Origin of the sequence: Aquabacterium sp. (assembly GCF_041915145.1) — a bacterium.
In the GTDB taxonomy this organism is placed as follows: Bacteria; Pseudomonadota; Gammaproteobacteria; order Burkholderiales; family Burkholderiaceae_C; genus Aquabacterium.
Genome location: NZ_JAYSBZ010000001.1, coordinates 1 through 24,414, shown reverse-complemented (window position 1 = coordinate 24,414; position 24,414 = coordinate 1). Strand labels below are relative to the sequence as shown.

Below are 24,414 nucleotides of genomic sequence, written 5' to 3'. Positions count from 1 at the left end.
TCCCCAAACTTCATGACGCCAGCTCTCAACAAACCTCTGCCGGAATTTGAAGCGCTTGCAACCGGAGGCGTGAAGTTCAGCCCCCAAGCCTTCGCCGGTCAGATCGTGGTGCTTTATTTCTACCCAAAAGACCATACACCAGGCTGCACCACCGAGTCGATGCAGTTTCGCGACAAGCACAAGGACTTCGCCAAGGCTGGCGCGGTCGTTTTCGGTGTGTCGCGAGACAACATGACATCTCACGACAAGTTCAAGCAGAACCTTGAGTTGCCGTTCGAGCTGATCGCCGATACCGAAGAAAAACTGTGTCACATGTTCGGCGTGGTCAAGAACAAGATCATGTACGGCAAGAAGGTCAAGGGTATCGAACGCAGCACCTTTCTGATCGATGGCGATGGCGTGCTGCGTGAAGAATGGCGCGGCATCAAGGTTGCCGGACACGTCGATGAAGTGCTCAAGGCTGTCAAGACGCTCAAGAAGGAAGCCGCCTAACCTGGCTCATGTGAGCCAACCGGCTCACCGCTGGTTATCGCTCATGTACCTTTTTCACGACGCGAGTTTGCCGCACCGCATCTGGTGAGTTGTGTATGCATAATGCACACATGCTCTTGAGCGAACTCAATGAGTCCCCACCAAAAAGCCGCTTCGGTTGCCCGAGCGGCTTTTTGCTTTTCAAAGCCTGCTGACGTTCAAACATGCCTCTGCCCAAGCCCCCTGCCAAGCGCGCATCCATCCTCAGCCCGCAAGACTACGAAAACCAGGCGGCCCCTCGTCCTCGCAAAGGCTCGACGCAAAAATCTGAGCCGCCGGCCGCGCCGGCGCTGCTCGAGTTGCTTGAACCCGCTGCTCCGGTTGCCGCTGCCGCGCAGGCCGTCAAGAAAGTGCGGCCCCCGGTCGCATCAGTGGTGAGCGACGCCCCCAAAGTCGCGACCAAAGCCACACGCGAACGCAAACCTCGTCATGTCGGGCCACCCAAGATCTTCGTGCTGGATACCAACGTGCTGATGCACGACCCGATGTCGTTGTTTCGTTTCGACGAACACGACGTCTACCTGCCGATGATCACGCTCGAGGAGCTCGACAACCACAAGAAGGGCATGACCGAGGTGGCGCGCAACGCCCGCCAGGTCAGCCGCGAGCTCGACGCGCTGGCTGTCAACAGCTCGCTTGGCTCGGGCGAAGGCATCGCGCTGGCCAAGACCGGACATCGCGAGGCGCTGGGCAAGTTGTTCTTCCAGACCACGCTGCTCAACGTTCAACTGCCCGTCGGGCTGCCGCAGGGCAAGGCTGACAACCAGATCCTCGGGGTCGTGCAGTCGCTGCGCGATCAGCACAAAGATCGCGACGTGGTGCTGGTGTCGAAAGACATCAACATGCGCATCAAGGCCCGCGCATTGGGCCTGCCCGCCGAAGACTATTTCAACGACAAGACGCTTGAGGACGGCGACCTGCTCTACACCGGCGTGCTACCGCTGCCGGGCGACTTCTGGGATCGTCATGGCAAGACGATGGAAAGCTGGCAGCAAGGCGGCTCCACGTTCTACCGCATCAGCGGGCCGCTGGTGCCATCGCTGCTGGTCAACCAATTTGTCTACCTTGAAAGCCCAGGCGTGGCGCCGCTGTACGCCAAGGTGACCGAGATCACGGGCAAGACCGCCGTCCTCAAGACCTTGAAGGACTACTCGCACCAGAAGAATGCCGTGTGGGGCGTGACCGCGCGCAACCGCGAGCAGAACTTCGCCCTCAATCTGCTGATGGACCCGGAGTGCGACTTCGTCACCCTCACCGGCACGGCCGGTACGGGCAAGACGTTGATGTCGCTGGCGTCGGCGCTGTCGCAGATCCTTGACGACCGGCGTTACACCGAAGTCATCGTGACGCGCGTAACCGTGCCGGTGGGCGAAGACATCGGTTACCTGCCCGGCACTGAAGAAGAAAAAATGTCGCCCTGGATGGGCGCGCTGGATGACAACCTCGAGGTGCTGGCGCGCACCGATTCCGGCGCGGGCGAGTGGGGCCGCGCAGCCACGCAAGAGCTCGTGCGGTCGAAGGTGAAGATCAAGAGCATGAACTTCATGCGGGGCCGCACCTTCTTGAACAAATTCGTGCTGATCGACGAGGCGCAGAACCTCACGCCCAAGCAGATGAAGACGCTGATCACACGGGCTGGGCCGGGCACCAAGATCGTTTGCCTGGGCAACTTGGCGCAGATCGATACACCCTACCTCACAGAAGGGAGCTCGGGGCTGACCTATGCGGTCGACCGGTTCAAGGGTTGGCCGCACAGCGGACATGTGACGCTGGCGCGCGGGGAGCGCTCACGCTTGGCAGACTTTGCCTCCGAGGTGCTGTAGAGCCTGGACTGAACAGTCTGCCGGCGCCTTTGCCGCAGCCCCCTCATCGACCCCGCCTGTGCGCTTGCCTGGCGGGGTCGCTTGTTTCTGACAACCTAGGGGTGCCGTCTTGCTGTGCTTGCGGGGCCGGTCTACGCTGCAACGGTCATCAATCACGCATCGACACAGGAGCGCAAGACCATGGCAGCTGCAGGCAACAAGACCCCGGCCAAGAAGGCCGTGACCCGCAAGGCAAAGAAGACGACACCGAAGGCGTCGACACAGCGTCAGATCGCCCGATTCGGCTGGACCCCCGACATCCCCGATCATCGCGACCACATCTACGCCGCCATTCCGGCCGTCCTGAAGAAACTGCCAGCCAAGGTCGATTTGCGAGCAAAACTTCCGCCGGTCTACGATCAGGGGCGCATCGGCAGTTGCACCGCCAACGCAATCGCAGCAGCCATTCAATTCGATCGCAGCAAGAACAAGCAAAAGCCGGACTTCGTGCCGTCTCGCTTGTTCGTCTATTACAACGAGCGGGCGGTCGAAGGATCGATCACGACCGATTCTGGCGCACAGATTCGCGACGGCATCAAGCAAGTAGCCAAGCTGGGCGTGCCTCCCGAATCACTTTGGGCCTATGACGACACCCCCGCCCTGTCGGACGGCGGCCCCTGGCCCACGGGTGCCAAGCCGGCACAAAAACCGTCTGCTGCCGCCTACACCGAGGCCGCCAAATACCAGGCCATTTCGTACCAGCGCTTGCCGCGCACACTGAATGCTTTCCGGGGCGTGCTGGCCGAGGGCTACCCGTTCGTGTTCGGCTTCTCGGTGTACGAGAACTTGTATGGCGCCGACGGCAAGCCGCTCAACACGGTGCTGCTGCCTGGTCCAAAAGACCAATTGCTGGGAGGCCACGCGGTGTTGGCCGTTGGCTATGACGACGCAAAACAGGTCTTCATCGTGCGCAACTCCTGGGGGGCGAAGAACCAGGACAAGGGCTACTTCTACATGCCCTACGCCTACTTGACCGAGGAAGGACTGTCCGACGACTTCTGGACCATTCGTCTGATCGAGGCTTGATCTCGCCAACCAACAAAAAAGCCGAGGCACTCACCTCGGCTTTTTCCTTGCAGAGCAGCCCCAATCGGATCAAACGGCGTCCCGCTCGAACACCCCGATGCTCTCGACGTGCGCCGTGTGCGGGAACATGTTGATGACCCCGGCCGCCACGCATCGATAGCCGGCTTGATGAACCAGCAGACCTGCGTCGCGCGCCAGCGTAGCGGGGTTGCAGCTCACGTAGACGATGCGCCGAGGAGGGGTGTAGTCAGGCCAGCTCGACGCATTCTGGTGCACGTCAGCCAATGCCTTCACCAAGGCGAAGGCCCCTTCGCGCGGCGGATCGACCAACCATTTGGCCGCCACGCCGTAGCACACAAGATCGGCGGCCTCCATCTCGAACAGATTGCGCGCCTCGAAGCGGGTCTTGTCCTGCAACTGGTTGAAGGCCGCGTTTTCCCGCGAGCGCGCCACCAGCGCCTCGCTGCCTTCGATGCCCAGCACCTCGCGGGCCTTGGTGGCCAATGGCAAGGTGAAATTGCCCAGGCCGCAGAACCAGTCGATCACGCGCTCGTGCGGCTGCACGTCGAGCAGACTCAAGGCGCGCGACACCATCACGCGGTTGATCTGGTGGTTGACCTGGGTGAAATCGGTGGGCTTGAACGGCATGGTGACGCCGAACTCGGGCAAGGTGTAACGCAACAGGTCGGGGCCATCGTCGAGCCGATGCACGGTGTCGGGCCCCTTGGGCTGCAGCCACCACTGAACGGCGTGGGCCTGGCCAAAGGCGCGCAAGCGCTGCAGATCGGGGGCCGACAAGGGCTCCAAATGACGCAGCACCAGCGCGGTCACGTCTTCGCCGATGGCCAACTCGATTTGCGGCAGGCGGTCGCGTTGGTCCATGCCGGCGATCAGATCGCGCAAGGGCATCATCAGGCCAGACACGTGCCTGGGCAGGATCTCGCAGCTTTCCATGTCCGCCACGTAGCGAGACTTGCGTTCATGGAAGCCGATCAGCACCTTGCCCTTCTTGGGCACATAGCGCACCGACAGGCGTGCCCGGAAACGATAGCCCCAGGACGGCCCTTCGATGGGGCGCAACACCATCTCGGGCTTGACCTTGCCGAGGTGCCAGAGGTTGTCTTCGAGCGTGCGCTGCTTCACCGCGAGCTGCGCGGCCGCATGGAAGTGCTGCATGGCGCAGCCGCCGCACAGGCCGAAATAGCGGCACCCCGGCACCACACGCTGCGAGCTGTCGCGCAGACGCTCGGTCATGGTGGCCTGCTCCCAGTTGTTCTTTTTGCGGTTGACATGCACCCGCACTTGCTCGCCTGGCAAGGCACCGTCAATGAAAACAACCTTGCCGTCTGCGCGGTGGGCCACGCCCTGCGCCTCAAGATCGAGCGACTCGACGGTCAACCATGCTTGCGAATCAACGGGGATCTTGTTGACGACGGCAGCACTCGGCTCGTTGAACGCGGCAGACGATGAGTCGATGGGGGAAGCGTTTGAAGGATGGGCGAACTGTTCGGAACTCATGGCCGAATTGTCTCAGGTCGGGCCGCCCCACCCAGCGACCATGCCGGCTATCAAAACACCGAATCGCGATCGATGCCTTGGTTGAGCATGCGCCGCTTGAGCTTGTGCAGCGCTTCTTGCTGGATCTGGCGAATGCGCTCGCGAGTCAAGCCCAGCCGCTCGGCCAGGATCTCCAGCGTCTCGGGCTCCCGCTCGTCGAGTCCGAAGCGACCGGCCACGACTTCGCGTTCTCGCTCGCTCAGCTCACCCAGCCCCAGCACGAGATGCCGCTCCAGCTCGTGATGCAACGTCACGCCCGCCGGGTCTTGCGCCTGCGTATCGGCGACGAGATCCAGGAAAGTTTCAACGCTGTCGCGTTCGAGGGGCTCGTCGAGCGAAGTCGGCCACTCGGCGAATTTCAGCAGGCCGGAGACGTGCTGCACGCTCATGCCCACCGATTGCGCCACCCACTCGATCGGCACGCCACCTGGCTGGCCTTCAAAGGCTGCATTGGCCTCCAGAGTGCGCAGGGCGCGCAACACCTGATTGAGCTCCCGCACCACGTGCACCGGCAGTCGGATCAGGCGCGCCTGATGCGAAATGGCCCGGTCGATGGCTTGCCTGATCCACCACGATGCGTAGGTCGAGAAGCGAAACCCGCGACCGGGCTCGAATTTGACGATGGCGTGCATGAGGCCCAGGTTGCCTTCTTCGATCAGGTCAACCAGCGCCAGCCCTCGCCCCAGGTAGTGTCGAGCGATGCTCACCACCAGTCGGAGGTTGCGCTCGATCATGAGCTGCCGCGCCTGGAAGTCGCCGGCCTGAACCCGCACGGCGGTGGCAAATTCTTCGTCCGGGGCGAGCAATTCGACGCGGCGAATTTCGCGCAAATACAGCTGAAGGGTGTCGAGAGCCTCGCCATCCAGGGCGTCAAGCGCCGAACTCGCCGAGCCGGGGTCATCGAGACTCACCGTCCGCGGCGCGCCGCTTTGATCGATCTGCGCGGCTCGGTTGGACGTTGCATCGGGAGTCAAGCTTTTTCTGGCCATGATGAATCTCCCGACGCGATCCCGGCTACTTGGCCGGCAACAGTTTCATGGGATCGATCGGCCGCCCCTGGCGCCGGATCTCGAAGTGCAGTTCGACCCGGTCTGCCTCGGTCGAACCCATCTCGGCAATCTTCTGGCCGCGACGAACGGCCTGGTCTTCCTTGACCAGCAAGACCTGGTTGTGAGCATAGGCACTGAGATACGTCGCGTTGTGCTTGATGATGATGAGATTGCCGTAGCCGCGCAAGCCCGATCCGGCATAGACCACGCGACCATCTGCGGCAGCCACGACCGGGTCACCGGCCTTGCCGCCCACCGAGATTCCTTTGTGGCGCACGTCATCGAACGCACCGACCACCGAACCGCCGGCCGGCCAAGCCCAGGCGATGTCGTCGTCTCCATCCTTGGCTGCGGCGCCGGACGCCGCCGAAGTACCGGAAGACGCAACCGCCGCCGGCGCGGGTGTCGAGGTCGCGGAAGCCGGGGGCAGTGGCTTGCTCTCCAACGGCCGCGCATCCACCTTTGCCGTGGCAACCGGTTTGGCGGCCACGGCGGAAGGCGCCTCGACGCCGGGCGGCGCCACGCGCAGCACCTGCCCCACCTCGATGAGGTTCGGGTTATCAAGATTGTTCCACTTGACGAGGTCGCGCCAGTTCTGCCCCGACTCCAGGCTGATGCGGATGAGCGTGTCGCCCTGCTTCACCGTGTAGTAGCCCGGCTTGCCGGCGTTCTCGGTGCCCGGCAGCGGCTTGGCCGCTGCACTGGAACTGGCCTCAGACGACGAGGCGCCGCCTCGGTCTTCGACGGGTGCCTGATGCGTGCGCGTGGCACAACCAGCCAGCATCAGCAGCGCAAGCGTCGAGCCCCAAACCGTGGTGCGGCAGACAAGCGCAGAGTACGAGGGGCGTGAAACTAGTTGCATGTTCATGAATGACTTCGGCTGCTTGAGCAGCGAATGGAACGCCGAACTCGCGCTCGGACAGCTTCAGCGCGTTTCAGACGACTCCAGATTTTAGGGGGACGAAATGTACCGCTTCCTGGGTGCTGTGCACCAACTCCCCGCTGACCAATCGATCGACGATCAACAGGCTTTGCCCGCCACCGCGGGCATCTTCGATCGGCGCGACCAAGCGTCCGCAGGGAGCCAGTTGGTCGAGCCAGGACTGCGGCAGGTTTTGCCCGCCCGCCGCCGCGATGATGCAGTCGTAAGGCGCATTTGGCCCATGCCCCAGCATGCCATCACCGTACACCAGTCGCAGATTGTGTGCGTGCAGCGCTCGCAAGTGGTGACGGGCCTTCTCATGCAAGGGCTTCAGCCGCTCGATCGAAATGACCTGCTTGGCCAAACGAGCCAGCACTGCGGCCTGATAACCACAGCCGGTGCCGATTTCGAGCACCCGCCCAAGCGGAGTCGGCGATTCGGCCGCCGCGTTCGGGCGCTGGCAGAGCAGCTCGATCATGCGCGCAACCGACGACGGCTTCGAGATGGTCTGCCCCAACCCGATCGGCAGGCTGGTGTCTTCGTATGCCTGGCCAGCCAGCGCCGTATCGACAAAGGCGTGACGTTCCACCGCGTCCATGGCCATCAGCACGCGAGGATCTTGCACGCCGCCTTGCTGCAATCGCTCGACCATGCGACGACGCACGCCGGCCGAGTCGAGCCCCAGACCAGACGGGCTGTGCACCAGCCGCTGATCGCGGGCAGCTTCGGATACCGGCCTTTGCGGCCGCAGCATGGGCTGATGCGCCGGAGGCGTCACGAGTCTGGATGAGGCTGCCGCGCCAACCGGAGCTGCCTTGCGGCCAACCACCCCTGGCGGCACGACCTGATCCGGATCGACCAGTCGACGCGCCGCGGGCGCCGACACCTGATCGAGCCGCAGCGGAAATTGCCCGCCGCGTCGGCCCTTGGGGGAATCTTGGCTGCTCATGCCGGACTGTTGTGGCTCAGGCGCCGGACGCCCATTGCCGCATAGCGGGCAACGCAGCGTGGTGCGTCAAGTCGACCTGCAGCGGAGTGATGGAGACATGGCCTTGCGCCACGGCATGGAAATCGGTGCCTTCTCCGGCTTCGCGGGCATCGCCGGCCGCGCCGATCCAGTAGATGGGCTCGCCGCGCGGATTGGTCTGCGCGATCACCGGCTCGCTGGCATGCCGGCGCCCCAGACGCGTCACGACCCAAGGAGCCCGACTGACACCAACGCGCGCCGGGATGTTCACGTTGAGCAGCCAAGGCCCCGCGGTCGGTGGACGTTCGATGGCTTGCTGGATCACGCGCCGCGCCACGGCGGCAGCCTCATCGAGATGCGGCCACCCCTTCTCGGTCAAGGAAAACGCGATCGCGGACACGCCAAACAGATAGCCTTCCATGGCGGCGGCCACGGTGCCCGAATACACCGTGTCGTCGCCCATGTTGGCCCCGTTGTTGATGCCGGACACCACCAGATCGGGCTTGACAGGCAGGAGACCCGTGAGCGCGAGGTGAACCGAGTCGGAAGGCGTGCCATTGATGTAGCGGAAGCCGTTGGCCGCCGTGTACAGACTCAGTGGTCGGTTGAGCGTGAGCGAGTTCGATGTGCCGCTGGCATTCTGCTCGGGTGCAAAAACATCGATCTCGCCCAAGCCTTCGCAGGCGCGCACCAGCGCTTGCAGGCCAGGGGCCAGATAGCCGTCATCGTTGGCAACCAGGATACGCATGGCGTGCATTGTAGGCAGTCCCCTCATCCGTCGGTCGTCGTATGCGGATGCAATGGCATTGCATCGGCACACCCCCTGCATGAGCGGGCCGTCCGCCACGGCGAGGCGCATCGCTGGTTATGCAGAAGCGAACGTGGATAATCGCTCGCAGCTGTAACCATCGAACAAATCTCTATCATTTTCGTGGCTGCATCGATGCGCTTCGGCCCATCCGATCGCGGCAAGGCAAGCGACCTATGGGCGTCAAAGTACTTATCGTCGAAGACAACCCGGTGGCGCGGGGCTTTTTGAGCCGAGTGGTTCGTGAGAGCTTCAGCGATGTCTCCGGCATCGTCGAGGCCGGCGATCTCGAAGCAGCGCGCCATCTGTTGGGGCATCGAGCCGGTCAGCGCGCCTCGGCCACGCCCGACGGTTTCAAGCTCGTGCTGGTCGATCTCGAGCTACCCGACGGCAGCGGTCTCGAATTGCTGAGCGAGCTGGCCGCCTACCCTGCCACGCGCATCGTGACCACGCTGTATTCGGACGACGAGCATCTCTTTCCGGCGCTGCAGTGCGGTGCCGATGGCTATTTGCTCAAGGAAGACCGCTTCGAGGTGCTCGTTGAAGAGCTGCAGAAGATCGTGCGTGGGCAACCCCCGTTGTCGCCAGCCATTGCGCGGCGTCTGCTGACGCATTTTCGGCAAGGCGACCCGGCGCATGGCGAGCGTGGCTTCCAGAACTCCGGGTTCCAGACATCGGGCTACCAGGCTCCCGACTTTCAGCACAGCCGCCCCGCGCCCATCGAGCGCCAGGCTCCCGATCACGAACGCCTCACCCCGCGCGAGAACGAGGTGCTGACCTACTTGAGCAAGGGGTTCACGATCAAGGAGATCGCCAACCTGATGGGCATCAAGTGGTTCACGGTGAACGATCACATCAAGTCGATCTACAAGAAGCTCAACGTATCCAGCCGCGCCGAAGCCGCCGTGCTGGCCAGCAAGCAAGGCCTGGTCTGAGGATCGGGCGGGGCCCGTCAAGATGGCGTCCGCCACCTGCCCCGACTCGGGCACCACCGGCGCACCGCAAGCTCGGGCGAGCGACGCGCGCGACGCCGAGCCGACGCCCCGCTCGCTCGACGACATCCTGAAAGACGGCGCGCACCTGCCGCGCTGGATCGGCTGGCGGTTGCGCCTGCTGGTGGTCGCCGTGTTGGCGGGGTGCCTGGGGCTGTTCGGCCAGACTCTCTGGCTGACCCGGCAGACTCATCTGCATGCCCATTGGGTGTTGTCGCACGAAGGACGCATCCAGGTCGGCGCCACCGACAACCTCGCGCTGCGACCATTCGAGGGGCGCACCGTCGAAGAAGTGATCGGCGCCGGCGGCCACATCATCCCGGTCGATTCAGTGATCTTCGAGCGCTCGTCACGCTGGATCGACGACGACCTGCAGCGCGAGCGCTACTACCGGGCCCGTGCAGCCCTGTCGCGACCGTTTGCCGCTGGCGGCAGCGAGACCGGTCTCACGCTGAAATTCACCGACGGCTCGCAGGTTCGCGTAACGCCCGCTGCTCGTGGCCTGGCCGACCTGCCGCTGGTGTACTGGGTGCTGTGTTCGCTGGCGCTGGTGCTGTATCTGGTTGCGATGGTGGTGATCCTCGCGGGGCCGGGCGCGGTGAATCTGGCTTATGCGCTGATGGCGCTGGCTCAATGCGGAAATCTGTTGTTCATTGCGCTGGAAGCCAGCCTGGGTGTCGCCATGCCTCGGGCGTTTCCGTCTTGGGACTGGGTTGCGCGCGGCTGCTTCGACCTCGTCACAGCCGCCGCCATGTTGCAAATTGCCGCGATGCACCCGACACGCGCACCGATGCATCGCCTGTGGTCAGCGCTGGGCTGGCTGGCGGCGCTGGCAATCGCCTGGGCCTGCTATGTACGGCTCGTGCCGCATGCCTGGTGGTGGGTGCAGGTCGGCTGCGCGGCGTTGGGCGCGGCCGCACTGCTGCTGATTTCTCTCGCCAATCGCCGGGCGCCCCACCCCTTTCGGCTGGTGCTGCGGCGCTTCGGCATCATCACACTGGGGTCGTGGCTGCTGCTGACCTGCGCCCTGGCCGCGTCGCTCAATCGACCCGACTTGCGCGTCAACGTTGCGTCGATCGGCTCGATGATCTGGTACGTCTTTCTGGCCTCGCTGCTGCTGCTGGTGCCGTATCTGTCGCGCTCGCAGCAGATCCTGCGGGAGTTCTCGCTGCTGGCTGCCACCAGCACGGTCGCCACGTCGCTCGACTTGCTGTTCGTGGCGGTGTTCTCGCTGGGCCCGTTCACCTCGATGACGCTGTCCTTGTTCTTGTCGCTGGGGGTCTACCTGGTGGCGCGGCAATGGATCCTGAGCCACTTGCTGGGCAACAGCAAGTTGACGATGGAGCGGCTGTTCGAGCGGCTGTACCGCATGGCCCGCGAGCTCGAAGCCAAGCCGCAGCGCTCGCCCGCCTTGGTGACGCGGCTGTTGCGCGAGTTGTTCGAGCCGCTGGAGGTGGTGCAGTTGCGCGATGCCGTCTTGAGCTCGCGTGTCGTCAGCAACGGCGCGGGGCTGGTGGTGCCGGTTCCGTTGCTGGGCGAGATGCAGCCGGGCGAAGCCAACATCCGTTCGCTGCTGGTGAGGCACGCCCGCAAGGGGCAGCATCTGTTCACCTCCGAGGACGCCCGCCTCACCGACCGCATCGTCGAGCAATTGCACCGCGCCGTCGCGTTCGACCGGGCCGTCGAGCAAGGCCGCAGCGAAGAGCGCACCCGCATCGCCCAGGATTTGCACGACGACATCGGCGCACGGTTGCTGACGCTGATGTACCAGGCTCCCAACCCGGACATCGAAGACTACATCCGGCACACGCTGCAAGACCTGAAGACGCTCACCCGCGGCCTGGCGGCGCAGAACCATCGGCTGTCTGACGCCGCCGGCGAGTGGAAGGCCGACCTGAGCCAGCGCCTGGCGTTGGCGCATTGCGACCTGCAATGGCACCTCGAGTTCGATCAGGACATCGAGCTGACGATGGTGCAGTGGTCGGCCATGACGCGCATCTTGCGCGAGCTGGTCAGCAACACCATTGCCCACGCCCGCGCCAGCCGGGTGGCGGTGGATATCGCGCTGTTCAACGACCAGTTGAACCTGAGCGTGGCGGACAACGGCAATGGCAGCACGCCCGAGAACTGGCCGCACGGCCTGGGCCTGGGGGGCGTGCGCAAGCGCGTCAAGCAACTCGGCGGCGTGGTGGAGTGGCTCGGCAACGAACCCAAGGGCATCGTCTGCCGTGTGCATGTGCCCCGGCTCTCGAAGTGCAACGAAAACATGCGCTGAGCTTGTTTCGAGTGGCCGAGCCGCTTAGCGAAAGTCCCGGCTACTCGTGCCCAGCCGGCCCAGCGCTGAGCTCAAATCAACCAAATGCCGGGCCACCAGATGGCTCACCCCGCCCTGGCTTTGCCAGATGCCGAACACCGCCATCAACCGCGCCTGCAACAGCACCGAGCGCTGCCGATCGCGCAGCGAGGGCCAGACGATCACGTTGACCGAGCCGGTTTCGTCTTCGAGCGACAGAAAGATCGTGCCCTTGGCCGTTTGGGGCTGCTGGCGCATGGTGACGATGCCGCAGGCGCGGGCCAGGCGACCATTCGGATAGGTGTGCAGCACCTCGGCCGGCTGCAGGCGATGCCGCGCCAGACGCGGGCGCAGCAAGGCGAGCGGATGGCGCCGCAGCGTGAGGCGGGTGGCGGCCACGTCGAAAACGATCTCCTCGCCCTCGGGCGCGGGGGGCAGCAACAAACCCGCCTCGTGCACCGGCGCCTCGTGCAGCAAGGCCGGTGGCGCCTGCCAGGCCGCCGCCTGCCAGACCTGCTGGCGACGGTGCCCCGCGAGGCTGGCCAGCGCATCGGCAGCGGCCAGCGTGCGCAGCGTGGCGGCATCGAGCCGGGCGCGGCGGGCCAGATCATCGGTGCCGTCGAAAGCCCGCTCACGGCGCGCGGCCACGATGCGCGCCGAGGCCGCCGCGCCCAAGCCGGCGATGTGGTCCAGCCCCAGGCGCACCGCGGGCTGCGCCCCAGGCGTGCCCGACTCGTCGCCGAGGTTTTCTTCCAGGCTGCTGTGCTCGTGGCTGTGCGACACATCGACCGGCCGCACCTCGACGCCGTGGCGCCGGGCGTCCTGCACCAGTTGGCTGGCCGAATAAAAGCCCATCGGCAGCGAGTTGAGCAGCCCCGCCAGAAAGGCCGCTGGTTCGTGTCGCTTGAGCCACGCGCTCACGTAGGCCAGCCACGCAAAGCTGGCGGCGTGCGACTCCGGGAAGCCGTACTCGCCGAAACCTTTGATCATTTTGAAAATGTTCTCGGCAAAAACGCGATCGCCCGTGCTCAAGGCCAGCCCTTCGACGATGCGATGCTCGAACGGGCCGAGCCCGCCCTTGCGCTTCCAGGCGGCCATGGCGCGGCGCAACTGGTCGGCCTCGCCGGGCGTGAAGCCCGCGCCGTCGATCACGATCTGCATCACCTGCTCTTGAAAGATCGGCACGCCCAGCGTGCGGCAGAGCGCGCGGCGCAGTACCCGGGGGTAGCGCGGCTGCCAGCCCGGGTCGCGCCGTTGCGCCTCGCGGCTTTGCAGATAGGGGTGAACCATGCCGCCCTCGATGGGCCCGGGCCGCACGATGGCAACCTGCACCACGAGGTCATAAAACGCCCGCGGCTGCAGGCGGGGCAGCATGCTCATCTGCGCGCGGCTTTCGATCTGGAAGACGCCGATGGTGTCGGCGCGGCAGATCATGGCGTAGGTGGCCGGGTCTTCGCGCGGCACGTCCTGCATGCGAAACGCTTGACCGCGCCGCTGGCCGATCAGGTCGAGCGCGCGCCGGATGGCGCTGAGCATGCCCAGGGCCAGCACGTCGACCTTCATCAGGCACAGCGATTCGAGGTCGTCCTTGTCCCACTGGATCACGGTGCGTTCGGGCATGGCCGCGTTCTCGATCGGCACCAGTTCGCTGAGCAGGCCCTTGGCGATGACGAAACCGCCCACGTGCTGACTGAGGTGGCGCGGGAAGCCGATGATCTGCCCGGTCAGGGCCAGCCAATGCTGGACGCGCGGGTCGTCGGGGTCGAGCCCCAGCTCCGCGCAACGCTCGGCCAGCGCCTCGCGGCTTTCCCACCACTGGTGGCTCTTGGCCATGGCATCGACCACGTCCAGCCCGAAACCCAGCGCCTTGCCCACGTCGCGCACGGCGCTGCGGGTGCGGTAGGTGATGACGGTGGCGGCCAGCGCGGTGCGGTCGCGGCCGTATTTGTTGTAGAGGTACTGGATCACCTCTTCGCGACGCTGGTGCTCGAAATCGACATCGATGTCGGGCGGCTCGTTGCGCTCGCGGCTGATGAAGCGCTCGAACAGCAGGTTGCTGCATGACGGGTCGACCTCGGTGATGCCCAGGCAGTAGCACACGGCCGAGTTGGCCGCCGAGCCGCGCCCCTGGCAGAGGATGCCGGCCTCGTCGCGCGCAAAGCGGACGATGTCGTAGACGGTGAGGAAGTATTTTTCGAAACCGAGCTCGGCAATCAGGCTCAACTCATGCTCGACTTGCCGCACCACCGTCGGTGGCACACCAAGGGGATAGCGCCGCTGCAAGCCCTCGGTTGTCACCTGCCGCAGATACGAGCCGGCGCTGTGACCCGGCGGCACGACCTCATCGGGATATTCGTAGCGCAGCTCATCCAGGCTGAACTGGCATGACCGGGCTACGTCGAGCGTGGCGGCAAGCAAGTCGGGGGGGTAGAGCCGAGCCAGCCGCAGGCGCGAACGCAGGTGCCGCTCGGCGTGCGGCTGCAAGGCACGGCCGCACACCGACACCGGGCGCCCGAGACGGATCGCAGTGAGCACGTCGTGCAAGGGCTTGCGCGAGCGCAGGTGCATCTGCACGTCGCCGGCCGCCACCAGGGGCACGCCCAGGTGCCGGCTGACGAGCCGCAGCCGCCGCAACCAAGCCGCGTCGTCCAGGGACAGCAATTGCTCGACCGCCAGCCACAAGCGCCCGCCAAAGAGCGAGCGCGCCCAGGCCACGCCGCGTTGCAGCGCCTCGTCAGACGCGGCCCGCGCCGGCACCAGCAGCGCGGCGCAATCGGGCAAGGACTCAGCCTGAGCAATGTGTTCTGCAGTCAGGCGATAGCGGCCCTTCTCGCCCTGCCGCCGAAGTTGGGTGATGAGACGACTGAGCTGCGCATAGCCGGCGCGGTTGCGCGCCAGCAGCACGAGACGCCAATCGTTGAAGACATTCGGTCCGGCGCGGTCACCGGCATCGTCCGCGTCGCCTTCCTCGTCCAGCACCGCCGACAGGTCGATCACGAATTCGCTGCCCACGATGAGACGTGGCAAGGCCGGGCCCCCGGCCTCGGCAACCGGAGCCCGGCCGGTATCGGCGGCGTAGCCGGTCGGGTCGTGCCGGGCCGCCCGGGCCTGGTCTCGCTCGGCCTTCAGCTGTTTGAGCCGGGCATGCGCCCGCACCACGCCGGCCAGCGAGCATTCGTCGGTGATCGCGATGGCCTCGTAGCCGAGCTCGGCCGCGCGCTCCACCAACTCGGCCGGCTGCGAAGCCCCGCGCTGGAAGCTGAAGCTCGACAGGCAGTGCAGCTCGGCGTAGCCCGGCAAGCCCGCTGGGGTGATGTCATCAGCCATAGATGCCGTGCAAGAACCAGCCGCAGGCGTGGCTGCGAAAGATCCACAGCAGCCCGGCCCGGGGGGACGCGGCCACGAAGTAGTCGCGCGCCATGCTGCCACCCGAAGCGCCCAAAGCACCGGGAGCGCCGCCCGATTCGGCCACGTCCCACCAGCCGCTCTCAACCCGGTGCGGCCCGGCCAGCAAGCGCAGCGGGCCTTGGTAGTGCGGCCGGTCTTGATGCACGCTCAGGGGTTGCGGCTCGTCGAGCAGCCAGCACGGCTGCGGTGTGTGGTCAGCCGGGCAGTGCGGTCCGTAAGGGGCACGAGGCTCGGCTACCCGCATCGGCGCGGTCACGCCAGCCAACTGCTCGGCGCAGACCGGCTCCCAGCGCTGCAGGTGGCCGGGGCGGTGGTCGTCTTGCAGCATGGGGCGCAGCACCTGCGCCGCCCCCAGCCGCACGCTGAGCCGCTCGGCCACGGTTTGCCAGGCCCGGGCGCCGGCCTCGTCGGTGGCGGACCAGGCCGAAACGTCGGGCGGCAAGAGTGACCAGACGCTGGGCGGCAAAGGCTCGATGTCGACCGCCTGCAAGGCCAGCTCGCCGACCGGCGCGAGCAAGGTGGTCTGCGCCAGATGCTCGGCGAGCAGCCGCGCCAGGTGATCGACCTGCTGAGCCGGCTGCGCCGTACGCACCGTCAACTCGCCCCCGGCCCCGGCGGACCGGGCGCCAAAGTCGTGCTGCCAGCGCAGCACCACGGCGCGCACACCGGCATGGCGGGCCATCAGCCAGGCTTGCAAGCGGCGCAGCAACACGTCGGCCCCCGTCATCAGGGCCGGGGCCGAGTCGACCCGCCAGGGCAATTCGAGCCGCTCATCAAACACGTCGGGCAAGGTCACCCAGGTGTAGGCCTCGGGCTGCAGGCCATAGGCTTGGTCGAGCGCCTGCAAGAGTTCGCTGCCAAAACGCCGGGCCAGCCCGGCTCGCGGCAAGCGTCGCACCTCGCCCAGGGTTCGGCAGCCCAGCCGCTCCAGCATCGGGCGGTGCGCCGCGACGGCACTGAGCGTGTGCAAGGGCAGCGCATCGAGTTGATCAGCCAGGGGCCGCTCGGTTGCGTCGTCGCACACCGGGGCAGGCTGCGCGGCACCCTCTCCTCGCACGGCCGACTGCGCCCGGATGTGGCGCGACCAGGCCAGCGCCGCCAAGCCAGTAGGCGCCCAGGCCAGCGCCTCGAACGCTGGCGCCCAACCGCGCTCGCGCTGATGCAGCAGGGTGTGGCGCAAGGCATTTGCCCCGCCGAACAGGCGCAGGCTGGCGGCGACCTCCAGCAGCACCGCCCCCTCGACGCAAGCCACCCGCGGCGTGAATTGCAAGGCCCACCAGGCCAGCGGCAGACAGCGTGTGGCCAGGTCGGCCTCACGCGCCGCTCCACCGCCCCCTGCAGCGACCTCGTCAGCTGACCATGGAAAGATCGACAGCCACAGCATGAGCAGGCACCGCTGGAGGTTGAGCCGACACCTTTTCGACCGGGCGCCGACTGCCGCCAACCGACGCCACGCCGTCAGGTGCAGCGAGTTCTGCGGACACGGATGGCAAACGCACCAGATCCGCCAGACCCAAGGGCCAGGCCGTGAGCGCCAATGGCTCGGCATGCGTGGGCCCGCGCCGCTTGAGGATCTGCACCTGCAAGGCCGCCGGCCCCGCTGCCTGCCCCAGGCTCAGCAACACCCGCAACGGTGCGGCCGACGATTCGGCTTGCGCGCTGGCCGGGCGAAACACGAACACCGGCGCCGAGCAGGCCTGCGCCATCGTTTGCAAACGCCGCAGATGGTCGGGCCGCGCGTGTGGCAACCAGGCCAGCACCGCGCCGGCGCCTTCGGCCTTGATCACCTGCTCGGCCGCCCACAGCAAGCGCGGCCCCTGGCTGCGCACCCAGATCACGTCACGCGCGTCGAGCCCGGCCTGCACCAACCCCGGCAGATGCGGCGGCCACGGCGGCCCCAACAGGATCAGCGGGCGACCGCGTCTGATCTGATGGTGAGCCACGCAGCGCTGCAAGGCCGGCAGCAACAGGCGCCATTCGAGCCAGCTGTCGTGCGGCTGCAGAATCTCGGTGACGACCCGTGTGGGCCAGCCACCGCCCGGCAGCTCGGCGTCGAGCGCGGCAAACCCGCTCGAGCACACGACGGCCGAGCCTGCGGCATGCCCGGCCTGCAATTGATCGCCTCGCCACAAGGCTGAAGCGACCTCGTGAGGCAGTTGCGTCAAGGCTTGTTGAACCAGGGTGCGTTGGATGGTGGTGAAGGCATTCATGCGAGGCGCCGCACAGATACTGTATTTATGTACAGTATACGGGGATGCCGGCCGCGCGGGGAGGTTTTATGTAACCGCCCCGGTATCCGCCCCGCCACGAGGCTCATCAAACCGGCGAGGCACCGGGTTCGCTATGCTGCGTTGCATGAACAGCCTTCTCAACAGCAGCCCCGCGGCGGGGTTCGACCAGCCACTGGCCGTGCTGCGCGCCTGCCACGAACGCATTCAACGCCAGTGCAAGACGCTGCAACGACTGGAAGCACACCTGGCTCAACACGGCGCGGACGAACAGGCCCGCCAGGCCGCCCAGGCCGTGCTGCGCTACTTCGACATCGCCGGCGTGCACCACCATGCCGACGAAGAAGACAACCTCTTTCCGCTGCTGCGCGCCCACACCGCCGCCCCGGGCTACGCGGGCGTGCTGGCCGGCATCGAACAGCTGGAGCGCGACCACCGCCGCATGGAGCAGGCCTGGGCCGCCCTGCGCGTGGCGCTGCTGCAGCTGACCGAGGGCGACGCCACGGCCTACCAGCCTGCTCAGGTTCACGAATTCGTCGCGCTCTACGCGCAACATATCGAGCTGGAAGAGCGCGAGGTGTACGACCCCGGCGAAGCCATGTTGACACCCGACGAGCTGACGCAACTCGGGCAGGCCATGGCGCAACGACGCGGCGTGCCCTTTGGCTCAGCCTGATCCCAGCCCGCCACGGCTGCCGTCTCGCCCGCCCGATTAGCCGATGACCGTCTCGCCGCCCACTCTTGTCAGCCCGCTCCAACCCGACGCGCCAAGCGATGCAACCGTGCAAGCATGGGTCGAGCGTCTGCTGCCGCTCTACCAGGCCGGCCCCCGCTCGCTGCTGCAAGTGCTGCGGCAGGTGCAGCAAGAGCATGGTCACGTGCCACCCGCCGCCATCAGCACCATCGCCCAAGCCTGGGCCTTGCCGCTGACCGCCGTGCGCAGCGTGGTGAGCTTCTATCACTTCCTCAGTTTCGAGCCGCGCGGCGCGTTCACGATCTACATCAGCGACAGCCCCACCGACCGCATGCAGGGCAACGAGGCCGTGATCGAGGCGCTGTGCCAGTCGCTCGGCGTGCAAGAAGGCCAGACGCGCGCCGATGGCCGCGTGTCGCTGCACCGCACCTCGTGCACCGGGCTGTGCGACCAGGGGCCGGCAGGGCTCGTCAACGGCCAGCCCCTCACCCGCCTGACGCCCGAGCGGGCTCGCCAGATGGCGCAACTCATCGACGCCGACGTGCCGCTGGCGCAATGGCCCGCCGACTGGTTTGCCATCCACAACCCGATCTGGCGCACCGGGGCCACGCTGAGCCACCCCATCGCGCCGGGAGCCGCCTTGCGCGCGGCTTTGACTGGTGGCCCCGAAACGATGCTGCAGACCTTGCGCGATGCAGGCCTGCGTGGCCGTGGCGGCGCCGGCTTTGCCACCTGGCAGAAATGGCAGGCCTGTCGCAACGCCCCCGGCCCGCGTGCCATCACCTGCAATGCCGACGAAGGCGAGCCCGGAACCTTCAAAGACCGCATGCTGCTGATGCACTGGGCGCACGAGGTGTTCGAAGGCATGACCATCGCCGCGCTTACGGTGGGCGCCGCGCAAGGCTTCTTGTATCTGCGTGGCGAGTACGCCTTCATCGAGCCCGCGCTGCAAGCCGTGCTGGCCGCGCGCCGCGCCGCCCAATTGCTGGGAGACAACGTGTTGAGCAGCGGCCAGGCCTTCGACATCGAGATCCACCTCGGCGCGGGCGCTTACGTGTGCGGCGAAGAAACCGCGCTGATCGAGTCGGTCGAAGGCAAACGCGGCATCCCCCGCTCGCGCCCGCCCTTCCCGGTCGATCGCGGTTATCTCAACCAGCCCACCGTCAACAACAACGTCGAGACCTTCGTGCAAGTGGCGCAGATCGCCCTGCACGGCGCCGAGTGGTTCGCGCAGCACGGCACCGAGCACTCGCGTGGCACGCGCATCTTGAGCGTCTCGGGCGACGTGGCCCGGCCCGGTCTCTACGAGGTGCCCTGGGGCGTGACCGTGGCGCAGGTGCTGGACTGGGCTGGCGTGGATGCAACCCAGGCGGACGTGCAAGCCGTGCTCGTCGGCGGCCCCTCGGGCAAGCTGATCGACGCCAGCCAGTTGCAGCGCCAGATCAGCTTCGAAGACCTGCCCACCGGCGGCGCCTTCACGGTGTTCAACACCAGCCGCGACCTGCTCGACGTGGCGCGTCAGTACACGCACTTCTTCGCCAATGAATCGTGCGGTTTCTGCACGCCCTGCCGCGTGGGCTGCGGCCAGTTGGTCGAAACCGCCGACCGCCTGGTGCGCGGCCACGCCAGCCAGCGCGATGTAGACCGCCTGCTCGAAACCGGCCATCTGATGCACGCCATGAGCCACTGCGGCCTGGGCCAGACTGCCGCCAACCCGCTGCTCGACGTGCTGGCGCACTTCCCCGATCAAGTGCAGCGCCGTCTGGTGGACGATGCCCAGGCCTTCGACCTCGACGCCGCCGTGGTCGACATGAAAGCCATCTCATGAACGATGCAACGAGCGATCCAATGAGCGACGCCACCCGCCCCACCTTCACGCTCGATGGCCGCGCGGTGCCCTTCGAGCCCGGTCAGACCGTGATGCAGGCGGCGCAGGCAGCGGGCGTCTACGTGCCGCACCTGTGCCACCACCCTGACTTCTCGCCCATCGGCAGCTGCAAGGTCTGCAGCGTCAAGATCAACGGGCGGCATGCCGCCTCGTGCACCTGGCCGGCCAGCGCGGGGCTGGTGGTCGAGTCTGAAACACCCGAGCTGAACGCCGAGCGCAAACGGCTCATCCAGATGCTGTTCGTTGAAGGCAACCACCACTGCCCGTTCTGCGAAAAGAGCGGCGACTGCCACCTGCAGGCACTGGGCTACCACTTCGGCATGCAGGACACGCACTTCGTGCACGTCTACCCGCGGCATGAGGTCGATGCCTCGCACCCCGACGTCTTTCTGGACCGCAGCCGCTGCGTGCTGTGCGAGTTGTGCGTGCGCGCCAGCCGCGACGTCGATGGCAAGAGCGTGTTCGCCATGGCCGGACGCGGCCTCCAGACCGAGCTCATCATCAACAGCCCGAGCGGCCAGTTGAAAGACAGCGCCATCGCCGCCACCGACCGCGCCATGTCGGTCTGCCCGGTGGGCGCCCTGATGGTCAAGCGCGTGGGCTTCAAGACGCCCATCGGCCAGCGCGCCTTTGACCACGCCGATATTGGCGAGCAGCCGCACGAGACTTGACCATGGCGCACCCGAAACTCCGCATCGCCACCTGCTCGCTGGCCGGCTGCTTCGGCTGCCACATGTCCTTCCTCGATGTGGACGAGGCCCTGGCCGATTTGATCGAGCACATCGAGTTCGACCGCAGCCCGCTCACCGACATCAAACATTGCAGCGAGCACGTGGACATCGGCCTCATCGAAGGCGGCGTGTGCAACCGCGAGAACGTCGAGGTGCTGCGCGAATTCCGCGCCCGCTGCACGCTGCTGGTGGCCGTGGGCGCCTGCGCGATGTACGGCGGCGTGCCCGCGCTGCGCAACGGCATCCCGGTGGCCGAGCTGGTCCACGAGGCCTACCTGGGCGCCGACCTGCTCAACCCGCAGGTGCCCTGCGACCCCGAGTTGCCGCCATTGCTCAAGAACGTGCTGCCGCTGCACGAGGTGGTGGCCATCGACGTGACGCTGGCCGGCTGCCCGCCACCCGCTGCCGCGTTCCGCGAGCTGATCGTGGCCCAACTCGAACACCGCGCCGCCACGCTGCCGCGCGAGGCCCGGCACTTTGACTGACCCCGCCATGAACCAGCATCTCGAAACCGCAGCCTCCACCGACGGCCTGCAGCGCGTGGTGATCGAGCCCGTGAGCCGGGTCGAAGGCCACGGCAAGGTCACCCTGCTGCTCGATGCCCAGCGCCGCGTGAAGCAGGCGCGCCTGCACATCGTCGAGTTTCGCGGCTTCGAGCGCTTCATCCAGGGCCGGCCCTACTGGGAGGTGCCGACGCTCGTGCAGCGCCTGTGCGGCATCTGCCCCGTCAGCCACCTGCTGGCGGCCAGCAAGGCGTGCGACCCGTTCGTCATCGGCTCCAACCGCATCACGCCCACCGCCGAAAAGCTGCGCCGCCTGCTGCACGTGGCGCAGGTGCTGCAGTCGAACGCGCTGCATTTCTTCCACCTCGCCTCGCCCGACCTGCTGTTCGGGTTTGACGATGCCGTGCCCCACCGCAACATCGTCGGCGTGCTGCAAGACCACCGCGAGCTGGGCCTGCAGGGCATCAAGATCCGCAAGTACGGGCAAGAGGTGATCCGCACCCTCACCGGCAAGCGCGTGCACGGCACGGGCTCGGTGCCCGGTGGCTTCAACCGCGCGCTCAGCGTGGCCGACCGCGATGCGCTGCGTGCCGAGATCGGCCAGATCATCGACTGGTGCGCCGCCGCGCTCGACCTGGCCCGCGACGTATTTCTGGCCAAGATCGACGAGCAAGGGGCGTTCGCCAACTTCCCGTCGCTCTTCATGTCGCTGGTGCGCCCGGACGGCGCGGGCGACTTGTATGACGGCGGGCTGCGCGTGAAAGACGCCAACGGGCAGATCGTGTTCGACCACGAAGCCAACGCGAGCTACGCGTCGCTGATCGTCGAAGAAGTCAAGCCGTGGACGTACATGAAGTTCCCGCACCTGCGCGCGCTGGGCCCCGAGCACGGCTGGTATCGCGTCGGGCCGCTGGCGCGCGTCAACAACGCCAGCTTTTTCGACACCCCGCGCGCCGAAGCCGCCCGGCAGGCCTTCGTCGCCTGGGGCGGCGGCAAGCCGGTGGGCGCGTCGCTCGCCCAGCACTGGGCCCGCATGATCGACATGCTGCACTGCGCCGAGAGCATTGAGCGCCTGCTGCACGACCCCGACATCACCGGCACCGATCTGATGGCCTCCGGCGAGCCGCTACGCGAAGGCGTGGGCATCATCGAGGCGCCACGCGGCACGCTGATTCACCACTACCGCATCGGTGAAAACGACCTCATCAGCCACGCCAACCTGATCGTCTCGACCACGCACAACAACCACGCGATGAACGAGGCCGTGCGCAGTGTGGCGGCCCAGTATTTCGATGGCCGCGAGCTGACTGAAGGTCTGCTCAACCGCATCGAGGTGGCCATTCGCGCCTACGACCCCTGTCTGTCGTGCGCCACGCACGCCGTGGGCAAGATGCCGCTGCGAGTCGAGCTGGTAGACGAGCACGAGCGCCCGCTCGACCTGCTGTTCAAGCACGAAGACGGTCGCATCGAACGCCCCGCCGTCGAATGACCGCCCCCACGGCCTCGGGCATTGCGCCCATCGTCGTCTTCGCCATTGGCAACCCCAGCCGGGGCGACGACGCCATCGGCCCGCTGCTGGGCGAGCGGCTGCAAGCCGAGCTGGCGCGGCGAGGCTGGCCGGCGCAAGCGCAGGTCGAGGTGATCGCGGAGCAGCAATTGGTGGTGGAGCACGTGCTCGATCTGGTCGGGCGTCAGGCTGCCTTGTTTCTCGACGCGGCCGCACAAGGCGCCGAGCCGGTCTCGCTGATCACGCTCGAGCCGGCGCTCGCTCCGGTGGTGACGAGTCACCGCGTGAGCCCGACCGATCTGCTCGGACTGTTTCGGGCGCACATGCGGGCCACGCCGCCCCCGGCCGAATTGCTGGCCGTGGTGGCGGATGGCTTCGAGTTGGGCGCCGCGCTCTCGGCCGCCGGACGCGAGCGCCTGGAAGCCGCCTGGACACGGCTGCAGGCGTGGGTGGACGACCAGACCCGCCAGATTCGCTAGTCGCGGCTCAGGCCAGCAACACGGCCGCCAGCGCCGCCGCGGCCGGCAGCGCCTGAATGAACAGAATCTTGCGGCTGGCCGTGGCGGCACCGAACACCCCGGCCACGATCACGCAGCCCAGAAAGAAAACCTTGTCGGGCCGCCCGGCATCGCCCTGCAGCAACCCCCACACCAGGCCGGCGGCCAGAAAGCCGTTGTACAAGCCCTGGTTGGCGGCGAGCACCTTGGTTGCGGTCGCGAAGTCCTGCTTCAAGCCAAAGGCCTTGCGGCCGGCGGGCTTGTCCCACAAGAACATTTCAAGCACCAGAAAGTAGGCGTGCAAGGCCGCGACCAGACCGATCAGCACGTTCGCTGCGAGATTCATGAGCAAGATCCTTGGATGCAGGCGCCGACGTTGTCCACGAAATAGTCCACCACATGCCGCGCGCTGCGCAGCGGGCCGAGTTGGCCGAGCACCCCTTTGTGATGCGGGTGCACCTGGTAGGCGTCGAGCACGGCCTGGCTCTCGAAGGTGGACACCAGCACCACGTCGGCATTGGCTTCGAGCCCGTCGGTGCGAATGCCCACGTCGAACTCGATGATGCCGGGCACGATGCCGGCGCAGGTTTCGAGCAGCGCCTTGAAGCGCGGAGCGTCTGTTGGCTGGTGCATGGACCAGATCACGATATGGCGAATCATGTAGGTGTTTTTTTGGTCAGTTGATGGATGTCGTCGCCGGTTGCAGCAACGTGGCTCTTCTGCTCAGAACCAATCTGGCGACATGTTCAGGCAGGTGTCGTCGCGGGTGGACACCACCGCCAGCCAGGGCTCGATCTTAGGCAGCTCGTAGCGAAAGAAATAACGCGCCGCCGACAACTTGCCCTGCTTGAGCGCCGTCGGCTCGCCTTGCGACGCCGCCACGGCTTGCTCCAGCCAGATCCAGGCCAGCACGGTGTGCCCGAAGGCTTGCAGATACGGCGTGGCGTTGGC

At 66.4% G+C, this 24,414-nt stretch carries 22 protein-coding genes; 11 read left to right on the top strand and 11 right to left on the bottom strand.

All coding sequences use genetic code 11. The annotated features are described in order from the left end of the window. Positions 1 to 12: 12 nt before the first annotated feature. The 3 genes from ACE3SS_RS00110 (at position 13) to ACE3SS_RS00100 (ending at position 3,419) form a co-directional block, all read left to right on the top strand. Complete coding sequence (locus tag ACE3SS_RS00110; protein WP_374590032.1) at positions 13 to 492, top strand: peroxiredoxin; 480 nt, start codon at positions 13 to 15, stop codon at positions 490 to 492. 203 nt (positions 493 to 695) lie between these two features. After that, positions 696 to 2,354 carry a PhoH family protein gene (locus ACE3SS_RS00105; RefSeq protein WP_374590030.1) on the top strand — a complete coding sequence of 553 codons (1,659 nt, stop codon included), beginning with the start codon at positions 696 to 698 and terminating at the stop codon, positions 2,352 to 2,354. Between the two features lie 114 nt (positions 2,355 to 2,468). Then, positions 2,469 to 3,419 carry a C1 family peptidase gene (locus tag ACE3SS_RS00100; protein ID WP_374590028.1) on the top strand — a complete coding sequence of 317 codons (951 nt, stop codon included), beginning with the start codon at positions 2,469 to 2,471 and terminating at the stop codon, positions 3,417 to 3,419. A 69-nt stretch (positions 3,420 to 3,488) separates the two neighbouring features. Here the strand turns inward: ACE3SS_RS00100 and rlmD are convergent, their stop codons facing one another. The 5 genes from rlmD to surE form a co-directional block, all read right to left on the bottom strand. Further along, positions 3,489 to 4,937: a 23S rRNA (uracil(1939)-C(5))-methyltransferase RlmD gene (gene rlmD, locus ACE3SS_RS00095; protein ID WP_374590026.1), complete on the bottom strand. Its 1,449-nt coding sequence runs from the start codon at positions 4,935 to 4,937 to the stop codon at positions 3,489 to 3,491. 50 nt (positions 4,938 to 4,987) lie between these two features. After that, positions 4,988 to 5,965 carry an RNA polymerase sigma factor RpoS gene (rpoS, locus tag ACE3SS_RS00090; protein ID WP_374590024.1) on the bottom strand — a complete coding sequence of 326 codons (978 nt, stop codon included), beginning with the start codon at positions 5,963 to 5,965 and terminating at the stop codon, positions 4,988 to 4,990. 25 nt (positions 5,966 to 5,990) lie between these two features. Further along, entirely contained in the window at positions 5,991 to 6,893 is a 903-nt protein-coding gene (locus tag ACE3SS_RS00085; protein WP_374590022.1) for a peptidoglycan DD-metalloendopeptidase family protein, read from the bottom strand. A gap of 67 nt (positions 6,894 to 6,960) precedes the next feature. After that, positions 6,961 to 7,896 (bottom strand): protein-L-isoaspartate(D-aspartate) O-methyltransferase, encoded by a 936-nt coding sequence (locus ACE3SS_RS00080; RefSeq protein ID WP_374590020.1) that lies wholly within the window; start codon positions 7,894 to 7,896, stop codon positions 6,961 to 6,963. Positions 7,897 to 7,912: 16 nt separating this feature from the next. After that, positions 7,913 to 8,662, bottom strand: coding sequence for a 5'/3'-nucleotidase SurE (gene surE / locus ACE3SS_RS00075; protein ID WP_374590018.1), 750 nt, complete (start codon positions 8,660 to 8,662; stop codon positions 7,913 to 7,915). A gap of 236 nt (positions 8,663 to 8,898) precedes the next feature. Between surE and ACE3SS_RS00070 the strand changes: the two genes are divergently transcribed. Both ACE3SS_RS00070 and ACE3SS_RS00065 read left to right on the top strand, forming a co-directional pair. Then, positions 8,899 to 9,657 (top strand): LuxR C-terminal-related transcriptional regulator, encoded by a 759-nt coding sequence (locus ACE3SS_RS00070; protein WP_374590016.1) that lies wholly within the window; start codon positions 8,899 to 8,901, stop codon positions 9,655 to 9,657. 22 nt (positions 9,658 to 9,679) lie between these two features. Further along, positions 9,680 to 11,989: a sensor histidine kinase gene (locus ACE3SS_RS00065; protein WP_374590014.1), complete on the top strand. Its 2,310-nt coding sequence runs from the start codon at positions 9,680 to 9,682 to the stop codon at positions 11,987 to 11,989. A gap of 24 nt (positions 11,990 to 12,013) precedes the next feature. On the opposite strand, the gene ACE3SS_RS00060 is transcribed toward ACE3SS_RS00065, so the two are convergent. Genes ACE3SS_RS00060 through imuA form a run of 3 tightly spaced genes read right to left on the bottom strand, consistent with a single transcriptional unit; the run spans position 12,014 to position 17,625 of the window. Continuing rightward, on the bottom strand, positions 12,014 to 15,334 hold the full coding sequence (locus tag ACE3SS_RS00060) for an error-prone DNA polymerase (RefSeq protein WP_374590012.1): 3,321 nt from the start codon (positions 15,332 to 15,334) through the stop codon (positions 12,014 to 12,016). Next, positions 15,327 to 16,799 carry a DNA polymerase Y family protein gene (locus ACE3SS_RS00055; protein ID WP_374590010.1) on the bottom strand — a complete coding sequence of 491 codons (1,473 nt, stop codon included), beginning with the start codon at positions 16,797 to 16,799 and terminating at the stop codon, positions 15,327 to 15,329. The genes ACE3SS_RS00060 and ACE3SS_RS00055 overlap by 8 nt, the downstream gene beginning before the upstream one ends. Next, a complete protein-coding gene (gene imuA, locus ACE3SS_RS00050) occupies positions 16,765 to 17,625 on the bottom strand; it encodes a translesion DNA synthesis-associated protein ImuA (RefSeq protein ID WP_374590008.1) in 861 nt (286 codons plus the stop codon). The genes ACE3SS_RS00055 and imuA overlap by 35 nt, the downstream gene beginning before the upstream one ends. Positions 17,626 to 17,770: 145 nt before the next feature. Between imuA and ACE3SS_RS00045 the strand changes: the two genes are divergently transcribed. The 6 genes from ACE3SS_RS00045 to ACE3SS_RS00020 are packed head-to-tail and all read left to right on the top strand — an operon-like array spanning position 17,771 to position 23,445. Continuing rightward, positions 17,771 to 18,319: a hemerythrin domain-containing protein gene (locus ACE3SS_RS00045; protein WP_374590006.1), complete on the top strand. Its 549-nt coding sequence runs from the start codon at positions 17,771 to 17,773 to the stop codon at positions 18,317 to 18,319. A gap of 43 nt (positions 18,320 to 18,362) precedes the next feature. After that, positions 18,363 to 20,165: an NAD(P)H-dependent oxidoreductase subunit E gene (locus ACE3SS_RS00040; protein WP_374590004.1), complete on the top strand. Its 1,803-nt coding sequence runs from the start codon at positions 18,363 to 18,365 to the stop codon at positions 20,163 to 20,165. Positions 20,166 to 20,185: 20 nt separating this feature from the next. Further along, positions 20,186 to 20,896: a 2Fe-2S iron-sulfur cluster-binding protein gene (locus ACE3SS_RS00035; protein ID WP_374590002.1), complete on the top strand. Its 711-nt coding sequence runs from the start codon at positions 20,186 to 20,188 to the stop codon at positions 20,894 to 20,896. Between the two features lie 2 nt (positions 20,897 to 20,898). Then, the gene (locus tag ACE3SS_RS00030; RefSeq protein ID WP_374590000.1) at positions 20,899 to 21,441 is read left to right on the top strand and encodes an NADP oxidoreductase; all 543 of its coding nucleotides are present in this window, start codon (positions 20,899 to 20,901) and stop codon (positions 21,439 to 21,441) included. Between the two features lie 7 nt (positions 21,442 to 21,448). Next, a complete protein-coding gene (locus ACE3SS_RS00025) occupies positions 21,449 to 22,948 on the top strand; it encodes a Ni/Fe hydrogenase subunit alpha (protein WP_374589998.1) in 1,500 nt (499 codons plus the stop codon). Further along, complete coding sequence (locus ACE3SS_RS00020; protein WP_374589996.1) at positions 22,945 to 23,445, top strand: hydrogenase maturation protease; 501 nt, start codon at positions 22,945 to 22,947, stop codon at positions 23,443 to 23,445. Before ACE3SS_RS00025 ends, ACE3SS_RS00020 begins: the two co-directional genes overlap by 4 nt. A 7-nt stretch (positions 23,446 to 23,452) precedes the next feature. Here the strand turns inward: ACE3SS_RS00020 and ACE3SS_RS00015 are convergent, their stop codons facing one another. From ACE3SS_RS00015 to ACE3SS_RS00005, 3 genes are all read right to left on the bottom strand, one after another. After that, positions 23,453 to 23,809, bottom strand: coding sequence for a DUF1304 domain-containing protein (locus ACE3SS_RS00015; protein WP_374589994.1), 357 nt, complete (start codon positions 23,807 to 23,809; stop codon positions 23,453 to 23,455). After that, the gene (locus tag ACE3SS_RS00010; protein WP_374589992.1) at positions 23,806 to 24,123 is read right to left on the bottom strand and encodes a Dabb family protein; all 318 of its coding nucleotides are present in this window, start codon (positions 24,121 to 24,123) and stop codon (positions 23,806 to 23,808) included. Before ACE3SS_RS00010 ends, ACE3SS_RS00015 begins: the two co-directional genes overlap by 4 nt. A gap of 63 nt (positions 24,124 to 24,186) precedes the next feature. Further along, positions 24,187 to 24,414 (bottom strand): acyl-CoA dehydrogenase C-terminal domain-containing protein (locus ACE3SS_RS00005; protein ID WP_374589990.1); only part of this gene is annotated, 228 nt, incomplete at its 5' end.